Annotated in this window: 17 protein-coding genes; 8 read left to right on the top strand and 9 right to left on the bottom strand. The window is 51.4% G+C overall.

Annotated elements, in window-relative coordinates; all coding sequences use genetic code 11:
* Positions 1-332: transposase (locus B2R29_RS02110; RefSeq protein WP_301179573.1), on the bottom strand; the 332-nt coding region annotated here is incomplete at its 3' end.
* Between the two features lie 363 nt (positions 333-695).
* On the opposite strand from B2R29_RS02110, the gene B2R29_RS02105 reads away from it, so the two are divergent.
* From B2R29_RS02105 to B2R29_RS02095, 3 genes are all read left to right on the top strand, one after another.
* On the top strand, positions 696-920 hold the full coding sequence (locus B2R29_RS02105; RefSeq protein ID WP_156873299.1) for a helix-turn-helix domain-containing protein: 225 nt from the start codon (positions 696-698) through the stop codon (positions 918-920).
* Between the two features lie 422 nt (positions 921-1,342).
* Positions 1,343-1,765, top strand: coding sequence for a DUF1249 domain-containing protein (locus B2R29_RS02100; RefSeq protein ID WP_204995690.1), 423 nt, complete (start codon positions 1,343-1,345; stop codon positions 1,763-1,765).
* A 143-nt stretch (positions 1,766-1,908) separates the two neighbouring features.
* On the top strand, positions 1,909-2,142 hold the full coding sequence (locus B2R29_RS02095; protein ID WP_156873349.1) for a helix-turn-helix transcriptional regulator: 234 nt from the start codon (positions 1,909-1,911) through the stop codon (positions 2,140-2,142).
* On the opposite strand, the gene B2R29_RS02090 is transcribed toward B2R29_RS02095, so the two are convergent.
* The 6 genes from B2R29_RS02090 to B2R29_RS02065 form a co-directional block, all read right to left on the bottom strand.
* Positions 2,105-3,322 (bottom strand): tyrosine-type recombinase/integrase, encoded by a 1,218-nt coding sequence (locus B2R29_RS02090; protein WP_156873301.1) that lies wholly within the window; start codon positions 3,320-3,322, stop codon positions 2,105-2,107. The genes B2R29_RS02095 and B2R29_RS02090 overlap by 38 nt on opposite strands.
* A 308-nt stretch (positions 3,323-3,630) precedes the next feature.
* Positions 3,631-5,208, bottom strand: coding sequence for a glutamine-hydrolyzing GMP synthase (guaA, locus tag B2R29_RS02085; protein WP_301179572.1), 1,578 nt, complete (start codon positions 5,206-5,208; stop codon positions 3,631-3,633).
* Between the two features lie 79 nt (positions 5,209-5,287).
* On the bottom strand, positions 5,288-6,772 hold the full coding sequence (gene guaB, locus B2R29_RS02080; protein WP_301179570.1) for an IMP dehydrogenase: 1,485 nt from the start codon (positions 6,770-6,772) through the stop codon (positions 5,288-5,290).
* Positions 6,773-6,826: 54 nt separating this feature from the next.
* Entirely contained in the window at positions 6,827-7,741 is a 915-nt protein-coding gene (locus B2R29_RS02075; RefSeq protein WP_301179569.1) for an alpha/beta hydrolase, read from the bottom strand.
* The gene (locus B2R29_RS02070; protein WP_301179568.1) at positions 7,725-9,641 is read right to left on the bottom strand and encodes a DUF4105 domain-containing protein; all 1,917 of its coding nucleotides are present in this window, start codon (positions 9,639-9,641) and stop codon (positions 7,725-7,727) included. Before B2R29_RS02070 ends, B2R29_RS02075 begins: the two co-directional genes overlap by 17 nt.
* A 66-nt stretch (positions 9,642-9,707) precedes the next feature.
* A complete protein-coding gene (locus B2R29_RS02065; RefSeq protein ID WP_301179567.1) occupies positions 9,708-10,181 on the bottom strand; it encodes a DUF3015 family protein in 474 nt (157 codons plus the stop codon).
* Between the two features lie 151 nt (positions 10,182-10,332).
* Here B2R29_RS02065 and xseA point away from each other — a divergent pair, with 151 nt between their 5' ends.
* From xseA to B2R29_RS02050, 3 genes are read left to right on the top strand one after another with little or no spacing between them, the layout of a single operon-like run.
* The gene (xseA, locus tag B2R29_RS02060; protein ID WP_301179566.1) at positions 10,333-11,685 is read left to right on the top strand and encodes an exodeoxyribonuclease VII large subunit; all 1,353 of its coding nucleotides are present in this window, start codon (positions 10,333-10,335) and stop codon (positions 11,683-11,685) included.
* Positions 11,675-12,478, top strand: coding sequence for a M23 family metallopeptidase (locus B2R29_RS02055; protein ID WP_301179565.1), 804 nt, complete (start codon positions 11,675-11,677; stop codon positions 12,476-12,478). Before xseA ends, B2R29_RS02055 begins: the two co-directional genes overlap by 11 nt.
* Positions 12,479-12,491: 13 nt before the next feature.
* Positions 12,492-12,734, top strand: coding sequence for a hypothetical protein (locus B2R29_RS02050; protein ID WP_301179564.1), 243 nt, complete (start codon positions 12,492-12,494; stop codon positions 12,732-12,734).
* On the opposite strand, the gene B2R29_RS02045 is transcribed toward B2R29_RS02050, so the two are convergent.
* Both B2R29_RS02045 and B2R29_RS02040 read right to left on the bottom strand, forming a co-directional pair.
* Positions 12,724-13,323 carry an acyl-CoA thioesterase gene (locus tag B2R29_RS02045; protein ID WP_301179563.1) on the bottom strand — a complete coding sequence of 200 codons (600 nt, stop codon included), beginning with the start codon at positions 13,321-13,323 and terminating at the stop codon, positions 12,724-12,726. The two genes, B2R29_RS02050 and B2R29_RS02045, sit on opposite strands and share 11 nt — an antisense overlap.
* Entirely contained in the window at positions 13,320-14,198 is an 879-nt protein-coding gene (locus B2R29_RS02040; RefSeq protein ID WP_301179562.1) for an acyl-CoA thioesterase, read from the bottom strand. The genes B2R29_RS02045 and B2R29_RS02040 overlap by 4 nt, the downstream gene beginning before the upstream one ends.
* A gap of 172 nt (positions 14,199-14,370) precedes the next feature.
* Between B2R29_RS02040 and trmA the strand changes: the two genes are divergently transcribed.
* Together trmA and dbpA are read left to right on the top strand one after the other, a co-directional pair.
* Complete coding sequence (gene trmA, locus B2R29_RS02035; RefSeq protein WP_301179561.1) at positions 14,371-15,477, top strand: tRNA (uridine(54)-C5)-methyltransferase TrmA; 1,107 nt, start codon at positions 14,371-14,373, stop codon at positions 15,475-15,477.
* On the top strand, positions 15,474-16,847 hold the full coding sequence (gene dbpA, locus B2R29_RS02030) for an ATP-dependent RNA helicase DbpA (RefSeq protein ID WP_301179560.1): 1,374 nt from the start codon (positions 15,474-15,476) through the stop codon (positions 16,845-16,847). Before trmA ends, dbpA begins: the two co-directional genes overlap by 4 nt.
* Positions 16,848-17,004: the final 157 nt, after the last annotated feature.

The raw sequence follows: 17,004 nt of genomic DNA, 5'->3' as shown, positions 1-17,004 counted from the left end.
GCACTATGAGAAATCCGGGCTAGAATGGCCGCTTCGCCAGTCGCGGTCTGAAGTGCCTGGTCAGCGCGTAACGTTTCGTGATCGTTCAGATCTTCGTATCCGGCGGCTACGCCAAAGACCCGTTGCCGGATCATGGTTTGAAGCTTGTGGCGAACCAGTACCGGATTACGGGCATCGTCCAGCACCGTAGCCAGGCGCTGAGTGAGCTGGTGTTGGTTGTCGACTTCGCGAAGCAAAAGCAGGCCGGCATCGGAGGTGATATGACCACCGGAGAAATCGGCTTCAATTTGACGGCGAGACAGTGGCGAGAAGGTCAGTTTTTCAGGTACCATTTTGGATAGCGGCTGTTGGTGCTTGGTGAACGGTGTAAGGTCCTGAAACTATAGCACTTTCAGCCGCTTTCTTTTATCCCCTCATGAGAAATCCGGGCTAGGACCGCGGCTGACTAACTTCCAACGATACCCGCACACTAGAAAAATTTCTGCAGATTAGACCCAGTGTAACCATTGGGCGACTCATCACACCTTGTGACTGTATGTCAATACAGTCACAAGGTGTGATAGATCCTATAAAAGCTCGATTTCAATAGATAGCACTCATGCTTGAAATATATTTCTTTAAGGGCTGAAAACAAAAGTATGACTATCGACTAACTATATCGCTAATGTGCTCGTGACTCTTTCGGGAACCAAAATATGAACAACACCACAGCGGCTATTACTGACCGTGAACTCACCACCAAAGAGGCAGCTTCCCTACTCGGCCTGTCGCCCAGCACACTGAGAAAATGGCGCTGTACTGGAGAGCGCCCGGAATTACCCTGGTGTAAGCGGTTTCGCAAGGTTTTCTATCTGGAATCCGAGGTCATTCTTTTCAGGGAAAAAAATACTACATCCAATTGCGATGAAACCTACGTCTAGCTGTTATTTCAACCATTCTAGAAGTATCTTGATTTAAGTATGTTGGCGTTTACCGAGCTTGGCCGGGTTCGCTAATCGCTCATTCCCCGTTGGGGAACTGCCGCCCTATCAATCCCTAACGCTTCAGCCCTCCAGGCTGCAAAATCATCGAAACAGTTTTCCTCACCTTCATCCACCTCTCAGCCAAATATCAACCCAGATGCTCAAGCTACTTTGCTAAGGGGCCTTGCCCCTCGCGCATTGCAAGTGCAAGGCTCCGCGCTTCCTCACCCGTTCAGATTCCTTCGCGTTGCTCAGTCACTTAGCTGCGGCTTCCGGTGAGCCACTGGCCATTTGCTACCCCCACGCTTCGCCAGCGGTGCAGGAGCGCAGACGGGTGCTGCGCTCGTTAAGCACAATTCACGAACTCAAGGGTAACCATTATGAGAAAGACCATTTATGAAACTAACTATGACCGGCTGATTAAACTGGGTGTTATTACTAATGAGAGGGCTGTACCCAATCAATGTCGCCGCAGTCAGGTGGCGGGGTTAATGGATTGGGTGGTGGAGCGTTTACCCCATCTGGACGGTGTTTCAGGCAATGATGAGGGTATTGCGGTGTCACTGGCGCATTACTTTGAGCAGAACGGCGATCTATGCAAAGATCCGGAGATGGTTGTACTTATCTACCCATCTCAACGAATGGCAGAAGCCTTTACCTTTGAAATGTCGATACCGCCTATCTATCAGCAAGTCTTTCCAGAGCCTGGCAAGTTCCACCCTCAACAGCGTAAAGAGCTTAATTCGTTTCTTCGGCAATGGCTGAATAACCTGATTGCACAGCAGCATTCCCTATCAGAATAATTTTTTATCGCATTGAAAGATTTGCAACGGAAAGTCGATACATGAATTGTTAGTGTTCTCGCTCGACATCCGTAAATTGAGTAGATGGAATAATAGCCGTGGGTAACACCAGAGAAACCAAGCATCGGGATAATGGAAGCACCTTGAATTCAGGAAAGACGCTGATCAACCGCAGAACATTATTAACGATGATTCCGCTCTCAGATCGCACCATCTACAATCTGGAAAAACGCGGCGAATTCCCTCGCCGCATCGTATTAACAAGCCGCAATGTCGCATGGGATTTAGCGGAAGTAGAAAATTGGATTGAAGAGCGTAAACAATCAGACGCTAAAGCCATCAGGCCTGGTATGCCTCTACTTCTCGGTTCTCGCTAGTCCATTCATCAATCATATTCGCCCAGTCCTGTAACATTTCTGTTCGCTGTTCTCGGTATTCCGCTTTATTGTAAATTGCCCTAACTCCCTTCTGTTCATGGGCAAGACTTTTCTCTATCCAATCCGTGTTGTAACCAGCCTCATGCAGCAGCGTACTGGCTGTCCTGCGCAAATCATGAGGACCGAATTTAGCAAGCGACTTTCCATCTTTCTGAGCAGCTTTGTAAGTATATGTGAGCACCCTATTTAGCGTGGCATTGCTCATAGGTGTATCCGAATCATACCGCGAGGGAAGCACATACTTTGAACCAGCAGCAAATGTTTTCAATGCAATAAAGATATCCATTGCTTGTTGAGATAAAAAAACTAAATGAGGCTTACGTCTTTTCATGCGTTCTTTCGGAATAGTCCAAAGCGCTTCGCTAAAATTAATTTCATCCCAGGTTGCATTGGATAACTCTGACTTTCTCACTAGAGTGAGCAACAATAGTTTAATCGCCGCGCGGTATTGAGGTGATGTCCCTATTCGATTCATGTACTTGTACATCAGATCAATTTCAAACGGTGTTAATGCTCTTTCACGCGGTACAAATTTAGCTATAGTGGTTGGACGTACCATTTCAGCCGGATTCTCTACATTCTGTCCTCGCTCAATCGCCCAACGATAGACGTTTAAAACGACTTCGCGCGCATGAACAGCGGTTGCTGGAGCACCCCGCTCAACTATTGCGTCAGTCAAAGAGCGTAGATCTTCATGGGTAATCTCAACCAACTTCTGATTTCCAAAAACCTTCTTCAATTCTCGGTGATAGACAGACTTGCGCATATCGCGGGTTGAATCCGCCATCTGATACCCACGCAGCCATTTATCTGCCCAAGCACCAAATGTTTCGGCACCTTTCACCCGCGCCCTATCGCGTGCCTTTTCTCTCGCAGGAGACTTACCAGAAGCAATCATTTTCTTTGATTCGTTAAGACGCTCTCTAGCCTCTGCCAAGCTAATACCACCCACGCCATAGCGCCCAAAAGTCAGCGTTTCTTGGCGACCATTTAATGAGTAGTTGTATCTGAATGAGACTGTACCAGTCTTGGATACAGCGACGTAAAGCCCATCGCGGTCAACAACTTTGTACATTTTGTCTCTGGGTTTCAGGTTTCGAAGCTTGGTATCAGTCAACATAAAGGTACCCTCTCAAAACGCCCCAAATACCATGATAAAAACTAGCGATTTTTAGGGTGTTTTTCTTTTAGATAACAAAGAGTTAACGAAATCCAATACCATGAAGACCTTAAAAATCACTGCATGGTATTGTCTTTGGTCATCAACATTGAAAAAGACGATACCATGGAAAATCCCATGAAAAAAGTTTGCTTGGCGGTGCTAGAAGGTGCTTGAAATCACCATGCCTAGAAAGAAAAAACCCATTGCAAACAATGGGTTATAGTAGGTTTACTGCTTGTAGGTGCCTGGTGTTGCCAGACGTCGAATCATTCCCACTCAATGGTCGCTGGCGGCTTAGACGACACATCGTAAGCTACGCGGGAGATATGCTCGATCTCGTTAATGATACGGTTCGAGACTTTCTCCAGCAGTTCGTATGGCAGATGCGCCCAACGAGCGGTCATAAAGTCGATGGTTTCTACCGCACGCAGTGAAACTACCCACTCGTAACGACGCTGGTCACCTACGACACCCACCGATTTAACCGGCAGGAAGACTACGAATGCCTGAGAGGTTTTGTGGTACCAGTCGAAGTTGTGCAGTTCTTCGATGAAGATGGCATCCGCTTCACGCAGTACGTCAGCGTATTCTTTCTTCACTTCACCGAGGATACGCACGCCCAGACCCGGACCCGGGAATGGATGACGGTAAACCATGTCGTAAGGCAGGCCCAGTTCCAGACCGATCTTACGTACTTCGTCTTTAAACAGTTCACGCAGTGGTTCCACCAGATCCATCTTCATGTCTTCTGGCAGGCCGCCCACGTTGTGGTGTGACTTGATCACGTGTGCTTTACCGGTTTTCGCGGCAGCAGATTCAATCACATCTGGGTAGATGGTGCCCTGCGCCAGGAAAGGAACGTCTTTCAGCTTGCCGGCTTCTTCATCGAACACTTCGATAAAGGTGTTACCAATGATCTTACGCTTCTGCTCTGGGTCAGAAACACCAGCCAGCTTGCCGAGGAACAGGTCTTCAGCATCGGCACGGATCACTTTGACGCCCATGTTCTTGGCGAACATGTCCATCACCATATCGCCTTCGTTCTTACGCAGCAGACCATTGTCAACGAAAACACAGGTCAACTGATCGCCGATGGCTTTGTGCAGCAGCGCCGCCACAACCGATGAATCAACACCGCCCGACAGGCCCAGCAGAACTTTCTGGTTACCGACCTGCTCACGCACGCGTTCGATCTGATCTTCGATAATTTTTGCTGGCGTCCAGAGTGCTTCACAGCCACAGATATCCATGACGAAGTGTTCAAGCAAACGCTTACCCTGCAGGGTGTGCGTCACTTCTGGGTGAAACTGTACGCCGAAGAAACTTTTCTCAGCATGGAACATACCGGCAATCGGGCAGCTCGGCGTGGTTGCCATCAGCTCAAAGCCTTCAGGCATGGTGGCAACTTTATCGCCGTGACTCATCCATACATCGAGCAGGCTTTTGCCATCTTCACTGACATGATCTTTGATATCTTTTAACAGAGCGTTGTTCGTCTCAACCTGAATCTGGGCATAACCAAACTCACGGATGTTCGAGCCCTGCACACTGCCACCCAACTGCTCAGCCATAGTCTGCATGCCATAGCAGATACCGAGAACAGGTAAACCAAGCTCGAACACCACCTGAGGGGCACGCGGAGAGCCTGCTTCTGTCACAGACTCAGGGCCACCAGCGAGAATAATACCGGACGGGTTGTACTCGCGGATTTCCGCTTCGTCCATGTCCCAGGCGCGGATTTCAGAGAACACACCGATTTCACGCACACGACGAGCGATCAGCTGAGTGTACTGTGAACCAAAATCCAGAATCAGAATACGTTGAGCGTGGATGTCTTGTGACATTGGGCTTTCCAGAAAAAAGATTTAAAAACAAAAGCGGGGATGACTTTCATCATCCCCACATCTTAGCAATTGCCAGCGATCAGCCTAAGCGATAGTTGGGCGCTTCTTTGGTGATCTGAACGTCGTGAACATGCGATTCAGACATGCCCGCCGATGTAATACGCACAAACTCAGGTTTGGTACGCATTTCGTCGATCGTCGCGCAACCGGTGTAGCCCATGGAAGCACGGACACCACCCATCAGCTGGTGAACAATGTTCGTTAGCGGGCCTTTCACGGCAATACGACCTTCGATGCCTTCCGGAACCAGCTTATCAACACCGGCTTTTTTGTCCTGGAAGTAACGGTCAGACGAGCCCTGGCTTTGGCCCATAGCGCCGAGAGAACCCATGCCACGGTATGCCTTGTACGCACGTCCCTGGAACAATTCAACTTCACCCGGAGACTCGTCAGTACCTGCCAGCATGGAGCCAACCATCACAACACTTGCGCCAGCAACGATGGCTTTCGAGATATCACCCGAGAAACGGATACCACCGTCAGCGATCACAGGCACATCGTATTTCTTCATAGCCTCAGCCACGTTAGCTACCGCTGAAATCTGAGGAACACCGACACCAGCAACGATACGTGTAGTACAGATAGAGCCTGGGCCAATACCCACTTTCACGCCATCGGCCCCGGCTTCGGCAAGAGCAATCGCAGCTTCAGCCGTCGCGATATTGCCACCGATCACCTGAACCTCAGGGAAGTTTTCTTTCACCCAGCGCACACGATCAATAACCCCGGTGCCGCTTGGGTTCGATGTATGACCGTGTGCTGTATCAACAACAATCACGTCAACACCCGCTTTTACCAGAGCTTCGACACGCTCTTCGGTGCCTGCGCCAGTACCGACTGCAGCACCAACACGCAGACGACCCTGATCATCTTTTGCAGCACTTGGAAAAGCTTTCGCCTTCTCGATGTCTTTCACGGTCATCATGCCAACGAGCTGTTCGTTGTCATCAAGAACCAGAATTTTCTCAATGCGGTGAACGTGCAGCAGATCCTGAACGTCCTGAGGGCTGGTGCCTTCTTTCACGGTGACCAGTTGCTCTTTTGGTGTCATCACCGACGCCACCGTAGCATCCAGATTTTTCTCAAAACGAACATCACGGCTAGTGACAATCCCCACCAGCTCTTCGCCATCAACCACAGGCATACCAGAGATGCTGTGCTGTTGAGTCAGTTCGAGAATTTCGCGGATGGTGCTCGTACTCGGCACAGTGATCGGATCTTTGACCACACCGCTTTCGTATTTCTTGACCTTACGAACCTCAGCAGCCTGTTCCTCGATGGTCAGGTTTTTATGGACGATACCTAAGCCACCTTCCTGAGCAATTGCAATTGCCAGGCGCGCTTCAGTGACCGTATCCATCGCGGCAGAAATAAGGGGAACGTTCAGCTCAATGCCTTTGGTCAGGCGGGTTTTCAGACTGACCTGATTGGGCAGTACCTCGGAATAACCGGGAACTAACAGCACATCATCAAAAGTGAGTGCGTCCTGAGCAATTCGCAACATAGAAGAGCCTTCCAGAATGAGGTTGAAGGAAAGGCGGGGCATTATACCGGAAGGTCATTCGTCGGTAAATCCCGCGACGCTTTCTGTTTTAACTGTATCCGCTTCGACCTGCGGACACTCTCCCCTGACCAGAAAATCCGCCACCTGTTCCCGAAACTTGCTGTATCGAAAACTAGCGATATGCGGCCCCTGCGAAGCAATAAAACACCGTTTATCTGCAGGCAAGGCTTCGAAAAGAACCTCTCCTTCAGACAGGGGAACGATCGGGTCCATAGGACTATGCAGCTGCATGACCGGAATATGGATATTGGGAGCGCGGTCCTTCGGGTCCCAGTCTGATGGGATCAAGTAAACAAGGGGTGAGACAATGGTACCGACGACGGTACGCTGCAACATCTCTCTGGCCACACTGCGAAATCCAGCAAACGGCGCTTCGAGTATGAGTTGAGAAACGTCATAGTCGCGACCATAGTCTGCAACGAAATTGACCGCGAGCGCTGCGCCCATTGATTGGCCAAGAACAACCAGAGAGTGATCCGGGTAAGCACCCCGCAGCCAGCTTGCGCCAGCTTTTGCATCCATAAGTACATCCGGCAATATCGGCCGTCCCTGCGATGCGCCAAACCCGCGATAATCAAGAGCGAGGACAGTGTACCCCTCCTCTACCAACCAGAAGACACTGCGCGAATGCGTCGAGATATTCTCAGCATTCCCATGCAAGTAGAGAATAACCTTAGTTTTCTCAGTCGCTGGGGCAGGCTTGAGTAACCAGGCATGAAGTTCTGTGCCGTCATCCGCAGTCAGCCAGACATCTTCATAATCGATATCAAAACGGTCCGGCGTCTGTAACCAGACTTCTTGCGGGTGAAAATACAGGGTCGTCAGCGAGGCGCAACCGCTTAACGTTGCAGCCACCGCAAGCATCAAGGAAATCCGAACCAGCCTGAACGCTTCAGAAATACCAGGCATAGGTTAGCTTCCAGCTATTCACCGCCTCCGAGGACGCCCACTGACGACTGAAACCAAAGCGAAGTTGAACATCATCGAAGCCATTGAAGGCTTCTTCGATTGTCAGTTCCCGCCGCGGAGTGTCATCCCCCAGCGCAACAGGCTGCCAACGAAACTGGATCAGTTCCTGATTCAGACGCCCCTGCCATAGCCAGCCAGCACGCACGCCAGCAGATACCTGATAGCCATCGTCAAATTGATTATCAGCGCGTGCGGTCATATCGCCGAGGGCGAAGACACGTGCGCTGCCCAATCGCTTACCGTCACGTAGGCCAAACGGCAGCTGCCAGGCTCTGCCGAAACCGAGGTTAAACCGGCTGAAAAGCTCACTGTCCTCGTGATTAAACCGATCAAGACCAGCACTCACCGTCCATGCAACTGGGTTTTGAAAACGCGTTTTATGACTGAGTGACAGCACATTCACCAGCGTCAGCTTTTGCAACCGAACATCACCGTCTTCCGTGACGCGTGCATAGAAATCTCCCATTTCTATCTGAGCACCGGGTGAAAAGCCCTTCGATGGATCAAGGACGTCGTGGTAAGCAATGCGCCAGTTAATATCACCGTGCCATTGCTCTCCGGTATAACCACCACCCACACTTAAGCGCGATGTACCGTGCCCCTCATCATCACGAAACTCTGGCTTTCGTGGTGCAGGAAACACATCGCCCGCTGGCAGCTTGCTACGAGCAGACAGTATCTGCAGGGTTCGCTTTCGTAATACCGGATTCGCCTGCTTTTTCTTAACTGACAGATAGCGTGCATAACTGTATGCCAGCTCCAGGACACGAATCTGCGACTCTTCAGGCAGGCCCGCCAACAAGGCATCAATCGGGGGGTCACCCTCAACAATGGTACGGGCAAGTTCTGCTTCCTGCTCTGAGGCCAGCGCCGCATTGGACTCCATCACCGACGCAGCAGAAGGTCGATAAAACTCTCGCGACACAAAGCCAGCATCATAAAGAGCACGAATAGTATCGACCGGTACCGCCTTCATTTTAAAGTCGGCTGCCAGGTCTGACCGGGACGATGCGGCATCAAGCATCGTCAGTAACCGGTATGAGCAATTTTCATCAAAAAAGAAATAATCGAACGCCGTATCCTGAAGCTCCCAGACATGACGCACAAACTGATCCACTTCAGCGCTACCAAAGTCCAGCTCATATTCCCATGTATCACGGTACTCCATGTGCTGGTACTGGTTAGTTTTTACGTAGTATGGCATCACCGAGACTTCACCCGGATAGCCACCGGACAGACCCTTATAGCTGAACACCAACTCGTTGTCGGTTGGGTCCGCATTGGCCGCAAAATTTACGCTGTAAGCGAGCAACTTACTGCTGGACGGATCTTCTCTGTCCATTCGCACCAAGGTATGCCCGTACATCGACGATGGCGAATTAATATGAGAGGCCGGGAAGATCAGCGTCAGACGGTGGGCATTTAATTCATTGCGCCACTCATCAAATTCTGAGCATGGCTGATCAACGAAACCAACCTGCGGAAGCCTGTGTTTCAACCAATGATAACGCGCCGGAAAACGACACTGAGCGGAGGCATTATCCGCCTGATCCGTCAGCAGAAACGCATTCAGGTCGGCAACCAACTCATCGCGCGCATCACTCTTGCCCTTCTCAGCAAGAAAGAACTCAGGTGAATCATTCTGACTGATAAAACGAAAGGTATAGGGGTGTTGTCGATAGTGCAGCAGATGCAGCCACTGCTGATGCGACGCCAGAGCGCGAAGTTCATCAGCCGGAATAGCTTTGAAATGACTGGTATCAGAAGCAGCAAGAACAGATGAGGAGGAGAACATTGCCAACAAAGCGGCAAGAAGAATCAGCTTAAACTGATGACCCACGGAAAATCCTTAACAAACAACACTGAGACGCACATGATGCGCCTCAGAGTATGACAGACTGAAGTATCAGCCTACGTATTTCTGCAGAGCTTCGTCCTGAGACATTGCTTCAGTCAGAGAACGGAACGCATCACCAGCAGTCGCTTCGGTAGTAAACATGCTATCGAAGTTAGACTGAACAGTTGCGCGGAACGCTGCAGTGTCAGCCGCTTCTACGCCCATAACCTGAGCCAGCGCGTCCAGAGTTTCACCCTGACCACGTGCACTGTCAGCAGCCAGCTGATCCATATTGTCGTTCATGAACGCTTCAGCCGCTTTCAGAGGGCCATTAGCTGATTCGCAACCCAGGGTACCTGAAGTCATACCAAAGGTCTGGTTACCAGAAGTACCGTTGGTGGTCGCAGCCAGTACGTGCTCGTGCCATTCGTTAGCATCCGGGAAGACAACCGCAGTACCCAGACCACAGCCCGCAGGGCCGTTGTCAGCCATTGCAAAAGAAGACGCAGAAATCAGTGCTGCCGCAGCAATCAGTTTTTTCATGGATCATTTCCTTGTTCTGATCAAATTAGGTCGTTTCGAAACGACCCGTCTAACCTAGAATGCTTTTACGCCCCTGTCTACAGGTAAGACAAAAACTGGCCAAAAACACCGCCTTATGTCAGCCTTTGACCATCGAACCAGTAGATTGTTTATGTATCAGACAGACCACCCCCGTGATCCCGGTATTTTTACCGTATCCGACCTCAACCGCCGGGCTAAACAAATGCTCGAAGTATCGTTTGCGTCTGTGCGCGTCGAAGGCGAAATATCCAACCTTGCACGACCATCTTCGGGTCACTGGTATTTCACGTTAAAAGACAGCGGTGCTCAGGTGCGTTGTGCCATGTTCCGTTCACGGGCAGGCATGGTGAAATTTCAACCAAAAGAAGGCGATAAAGTTGAAGTCCGCGCCAAGGTCAGTCTGTATGAAAACCGCGGTGATTATCAGCTGATTGTCGATGCGATGAAGCCAGCCGGTGAAGGTGCCCTGCTTCTCGCGTTCGAACAACTCAAGCGCAAACTAACTGCAGAAGGCTTGTTCGCTGAAGAGCGTAAAAGGCCACTCCCCTCGGTCAAACGTGTAGCAATTATCACCTCACCCACCGGCGCTGCCATCCACGACATGCTAACGGTACTGAAACGCCGCTGGCCCTTGCTCGAGGTCGATCTTTACCCTGCTGCAGTTCAGGGGGAAGAAGCGCCACAGCAGTTGATCAACGCGCTGTACCGGGCAAACCGCGACAACACGGCCGACGCCATAATTATTGGTCGTGGAGGCGGCTCACTTGAAGATCTCTGGGCATTTAACAATGAGGTTCTAGCGCGCGAAATTGCCAACTCTCAATTGCCTGTTATCAGTGCTGTGGGTCACGAAGTCGATTTTACCATCGCAGATTTTGTCGCCGACATGCGGGCACCGACTCCGTCAGCAGCAGCCGAACTCATCAGCCCCGACGGCCAGCAGATGCTGCGCTACGTTAATGACCTTCAGCAACGTCTGGTCCGCAACCAACGGGAGCGCTTTCATCACGCCCAACGCTCGCTGACGCAACTGCAATCCCGGCTACGCGGCCCGCGACAAGCGCTGCAATCAAGAGCCCAGCATCTCGACCAGCTGGAGATACGTTTGCAACGTGCAATGACGTCACGACTGAAAGAGCCTCAACAGCGCCTGCAGCGACTCCAGACATCATTAGCGCACCTACACCCACAGCGTGGACTGACACAAAGCCAGAACACCTTGAATCAGATCCGTAGTCGCCTCGAGCGCGCGATGCAGCAACAACTGCAGAAAAAGAAAACGGAACTTGGTGCCGGTATGCGGCTTCTCAACTCCGTCAGCCCGCTTGAAGTCCTCAGTCGCGGCTATTCGATAACCCGCAAAAACGATGGCTCCGTCGTGCGTGACACGAGCGAACTGAACACCGGCGACCAGATAGAAACTCTGATTCGCTCCGGCAAACTCACCAGCACGATTATTGATATTCAAAACGATGATGATTAAACAATTAAGCGTTGCCCTGCTCTCTCTTTCAGCGTTACACACATTAGCCGAAATACCGAATAATCCAATTGCTGGCGGCATCATTTCACTGCCTGTAAAAAGTACCAATGCGGTGACCTTAAACGACAAGCCGGTTCTCACGACCGTCATTGACGGGCAACGTTACGCTGTTATTGGCGTGCCACTCAGAGCCGAAGGCGCGCTGACATTGGAAATCGATGGCAAAGAACAGCCTCAAATCCTTGAGGACTTCGCCTACGAAGAGCAGCACATCGAAATCAAGAATAAGCGCAAGGTAAATCCGCAGAAAAACGACATGGATCGTATCGGGCGTGAATATAACCAGATGACTCCGGTGTACACGAGCTTCTCTGCTGATTTAACTCCTGACTGGAATCAGATGATTCTGCCGACCACCGGGCCATACAGCAGCGCATTCGGACTCAAGCGCTTCTTTAATGGTCAGGCGCGCAACCCTCATAGCGGGATTGATATAGCCGCCCCGGAAGGCAAAGATATCGTTGCTCCGGCAGGTGGCACCGTTGTGTTAACGGGTGATTTTTTCTTTAACGGTAAAAGCGTCTTTATTGACCACGGCCAGGGACTGATCAGCATGATGTGTCATATGAGTCGTGTCGATGTAAAAGAAGGTGATGTGATCAAGCAAGGCGATTTACTGGGAGCCGTCGGAAAAACAGGCCGGGCCACGGGCCCACATCTGCATTGGACCGTCAGCCTCAATAACGCCAGGGTGAATCCGAAGCTGCTACTACGTGAAGATCAGCCGAAATAAACAAGGTACTGATATGAAAAAGTCGCCAGGAACTTCCGGTTTAATGCCAGTAAAAGGCAGTGGATGTGGCATACGCCCGAACATTGAAGAGATGGAGGATTCTGAAGGCTTCGATTTTTCTGCAGCAAGCGAACTACTGCAGAAAAATGAAAGCGATGATCAGGCGTCAGAGGAAAATTCTGACCATCGTCTTCAAACGAAAATGGAAACCAAAAAGAAGCTGGCAAAAAACCTTAAGGAAGAACCTAAGGAATAACCTTCTCGTCTTCGGAATCTTTTTCGGCCTCTGCCTGGGCTCGCGCCAGTTCAGCGTCACGCTTCAAGGTCAGCAGATCAATTTTGGCCTGAATTTCAGGCGTTGGTTCAGGGGCGATGTATTCCCCCGGCTCTCGGCCATGATACTTATCAATGGATTGCAGTAGCGAACTGAAACTGCGCACACGACCACCACGAACCAGAGCAATTCGCCCCAGCGCTTTGCAATGCAGCTTGCCTTCCACCAGAAAACGATGCTCTGAATAGAGGTACTTTCTGTCCCAATACAGAACCCGGCTCTCGATATCCACCTTAGTGAACGGCTTAATCTCACGCACAAAGGTCACCGTCTGACTGGCAACCACTGTGCGCCAGCCGTTGCTCATAATCAGTGGCAACAAGCCAATTTCTGCAAACCACTGCACCCGGCCAACGTCGATAAACGCAGGGTAACGTGTATTCGTCAGATGCAGGTTCAGATCCATGTCCCAGGGCATTACCCGGAAACTATAGGTCGTCAGAGCAAGAGGATCTTTATTGTCGTTCCATTTCTGGCGGAAAAAAATAAAGATAAAACGAAGCAACATCATGATTTTTCTTCCGGTTCACGGTAACGGATCAACCCTTCCTGCGCGACAGACGCTACCAGCTCACCTTTCTGATTAAAAACCTGACCGCGGCAGAACCCTCGACCTCCACCCGCATTCGGGCTATCAATCGCATACAGCAACCACTCGTCCATTCTGAACGGACGGTGGAACCAGACACTATGATCCAGACTCGCCATCTGCATACCTTTCTGGCCATATGAACGCGCATGAGGGTGAAGCGAAGTCGGCAACAGATTAAAGTCAGACGCATACGCGAGTAACTTAGCGTGGAGATCAGTATCCTCTGGGAGCGAGCCGTCGGCTTTCATCCAAAGATACTTCACTGGGTCTTTCCTGGTCGGCGCGAAAATATTCACCGGATCGAGCACACGCATCTCGATGGGCTTGTCGGCGGTATAAATGTCGCGGACTTTTTCAGGAAAGTAATCCCGGAACATACGCGCCAGATCGACCTGGGAAGGAATGCCATCTGGCCCTTTTACCTCAGGCATAGGCGCCTGATGCTCAAAACCTTCTTCTGTCTGCTGGAAAGAACAGATCATGGTCAGAATGGCACGGCCATTCTGAATGGCTTTTACCTGCCGCGTACAGAAACTGCGGCCATCCCGCAAACGGTCCACCTCAAACTCAAGATGATCGGTGACGGTACCCGCCAACATGAAATACACATGAAAGGAATGCGCGTGCCAGTCGCCCTCTGGCAGCGTCTTTAGTGCAGATGACAGACTCTGCGCCATGACCTGACCGCCAAACAGCGCACGGAACCCAAGGTCCTGGGTCTCACCGCGAAAGGTGTTTTCTCCGATTTCTGTGGGTTCAAGTAACTCGACCAACCCTTGCAACACATCACTCATACACACCTCTCTTACTCATCAGACTATCAAAGCACATTATTTGTAGCTATGACTGGAACAGTACCCGATAAAAATACCCAATCATTGGCCGAAATGACATTATGCGCCATACTCGCACTCTGTGCGGGGCCGCGTATAATACCGGCCCTCACGCTTCATCACCGGTTATCTCATGTCAGAAATCTTTCCAGATCCTATCAATCCTGCCGAATACGATACCCAGCTTGCCGAGAAAAAGGCACGGCTGAACAGTCTGTTCGCCGAGTTCGCACCACCCGCTCTGGAAGTCTATGACAGCGCCGTCAGCCACTATCGCCTGCGCGCCGAGTTTCGCCTCTGGCACGAGGGAGACCGCTGCTTCTACGCCATGTTCGAACCGGGCAACCGCAAGAAGGCATTGGAAGTACGTGAATTCAATATAGCCTCTCCACTCATCAATGAACTGATGAAAAAGCTGCTGGCCGAAATTCACACCAGCGAGCTGCTGCGGCGCAGGTTATTTCAGGTTGAATTTCTGACGACATTAAGCGGCGATGCCCTGATTACCCTCATTTACCATAAAAAACTCGATGAAAGCTGGGAAGCAGAAGCCCGCAAACTGCAGGAACGCATTGGCTTCCCGATTATTGGTCGCTCCCGTAAACAGAAGCTGGTACTTGAGCGCGACCACGTGACCGAAGTACTCACCGTCGATGGCAAACAATTCAGCTACCGCCAGATCGAGGGCGGCTTCACTCAACCGAATGGCGAAGTGAATCAGAAGATGCTCAGCTGGGCGCGTTCGGCGTCAGACGACATTGGCGGCGACCTGGTCGAGATGTATTGCGGCAACGGCAACTTCTCTGTCGCACTTGCCGATAAATACGAGCGCGTACTGGCCACCGAAATATCGAAAACCTCGGTGAATGCCGCGCAAGTAAACATCGCCGACAACCAGATCGACAACCTGATCATCGCGCGCCTGTCGTCTGAAGAATTTGTGCAGGCCCTGCGCGGCGAGCGTAAGTTTACCCGCCTCGAAGGCGTTGATCTGAGCAGCTACGATTTCCGCACCGTGCTGGTCGATCCGCCACGCGCCGGCCTCGACGATGAATCAGTAAAACAGACCGCCGGATACGACAACATCATCTACATCAGTTGTAACCCGGATACACTGCACGCGAACCTGACGGAACTGATCAAAACCCACGACATCGTGCGTTTTGCCATGTTCGATCAGTTTCCGTACACCCACCATATCGAAACCGGCGTGGTTCTGAAGCGCAAGGCGACCTCATGAGTATGTTTGATAGTATCAGCGGCATTAACCCAGCCATGCTGAGTAACCTGGATCAGTTAGGTTTTAAAGAAGCCACCGAGATTCAGGCACAGTCGCTGCCCGTCAGCCTTGCTGGCAATGACCTACTGGCGCAGGCAAAAACCGGCAGCGGCAAAACCGTGGCGTTTGGTATTCCGCTACTGCAGAGCCTGAATCCTAAGTTCTTTGGTATTCAGGGATTGGTGCTTTGCCCGACCCGTGAACTGGCGACACAGGTCGCTGATGAGCTACGCAAACTCGCCCGTTTTACCCAGAACATTAAAATCGTCGTGATCTCAGGCGGTGTATCGATTGGGCCTCAGATCGGCTCGCTTGAGCGCGGCGCGCATATCGTTGTGGGCACCCCAGGGCGCATTAAAGATCACTTGCGTAAGAAGACCATGGTGCTCGAGAACGTCAACACCCTCGTGCTTGATGAAGCCGACCGCATGTTAGAAATGGGCTTTGCCGACGACATCCGCGACATCGCCTCGCACACGAAACACAACCGCCAGACACTGCTGTTTTCGGCCACCTACCCCGACAACATCAAAGCGCTGAGCAAAGACCTGATGCACGAGCCCGAGACGATAAAAGTCGAAGCCGTACACAACACCAACCATATTCAACAGCAACTGATTGGCTGCGATAAACACAGCCGCACCGATGCGCTGTTAAAAGCCATGCAGCATTTTGCACTGGAGCAGGTGGTGGTGTTCTGCAATACCAAACAATCGGTGAATGAAGTATCACAGGCACTGCGCCATGCCGGGTATTTATCACTGGGATTACACGGCGATCTCGATCAGCGCGACCGCGACCAGACATACATCCGCTTCAAACAAGGGAGCGCTCACTGCTTAGTCGCCACCGACGTTGCCGCACGCGGCCTGGATGTCGATGATCTGCAAGCCGTGATTAACTACGAGCTTCCACGCGACCCCGAAGTGTACGTACACCGCATTGGTCGTACTGGCCGCGCCGGGAAAGAAGGCCTGGCACTGAGCCTGTTCAGCGAACGGGAAACCTACAAGCGCGAAGCCATCGAAGACCTGCTGAAGCACAATATCGAGGCGATGCACGAAAACGACCTGACCGACAAACACGAACCGGCCAAGCCGCCGTATGTGACCCTGTGTTTTGCCGAAGGCCGTAAAAACAAACTGCGCCCGGGTGATATCGTCGGTGCGATCACGGCGAAAGGCAAAATCCCAGGATCAGTCATTGGTGATATCACCGTGCTGGATTTCGTTGCCTTTGCCGCCGTTGAGCGTGAATACGCCAATGAAGCCCTGCGCCTGTTAGAAAAAAGCCGCATTAAAGGGCGGCAGATCAAGGTCAGACGCATCTGATTTATCGGCGGGCAATGCCCGCCCTACAGCGGCAACCATCCATGTCCTTCCGAAGCGTAGGGTGGGCACTGCCCACCACTTGCGAAACCTAAGGGCAGCTGATCAAACCCTGACCTGCCCCCTTACCTGCACCCTCATTTTTCTTTACTCTCTACCA

This window comes from Thalassolituus sp. UBA3500 (assembly GCF_002377545.1).
In the GTDB taxonomy this organism is placed as follows: Bacteria; Pseudomonadota; Gammaproteobacteria; order Pseudomonadales; family Oceanobacteraceae; genus Thalassolituus.
The sequence above is the reverse complement of the archived record's forward strand: the minus strand, read 5'-3'. Positions and strand labels throughout refer to the sequence as shown.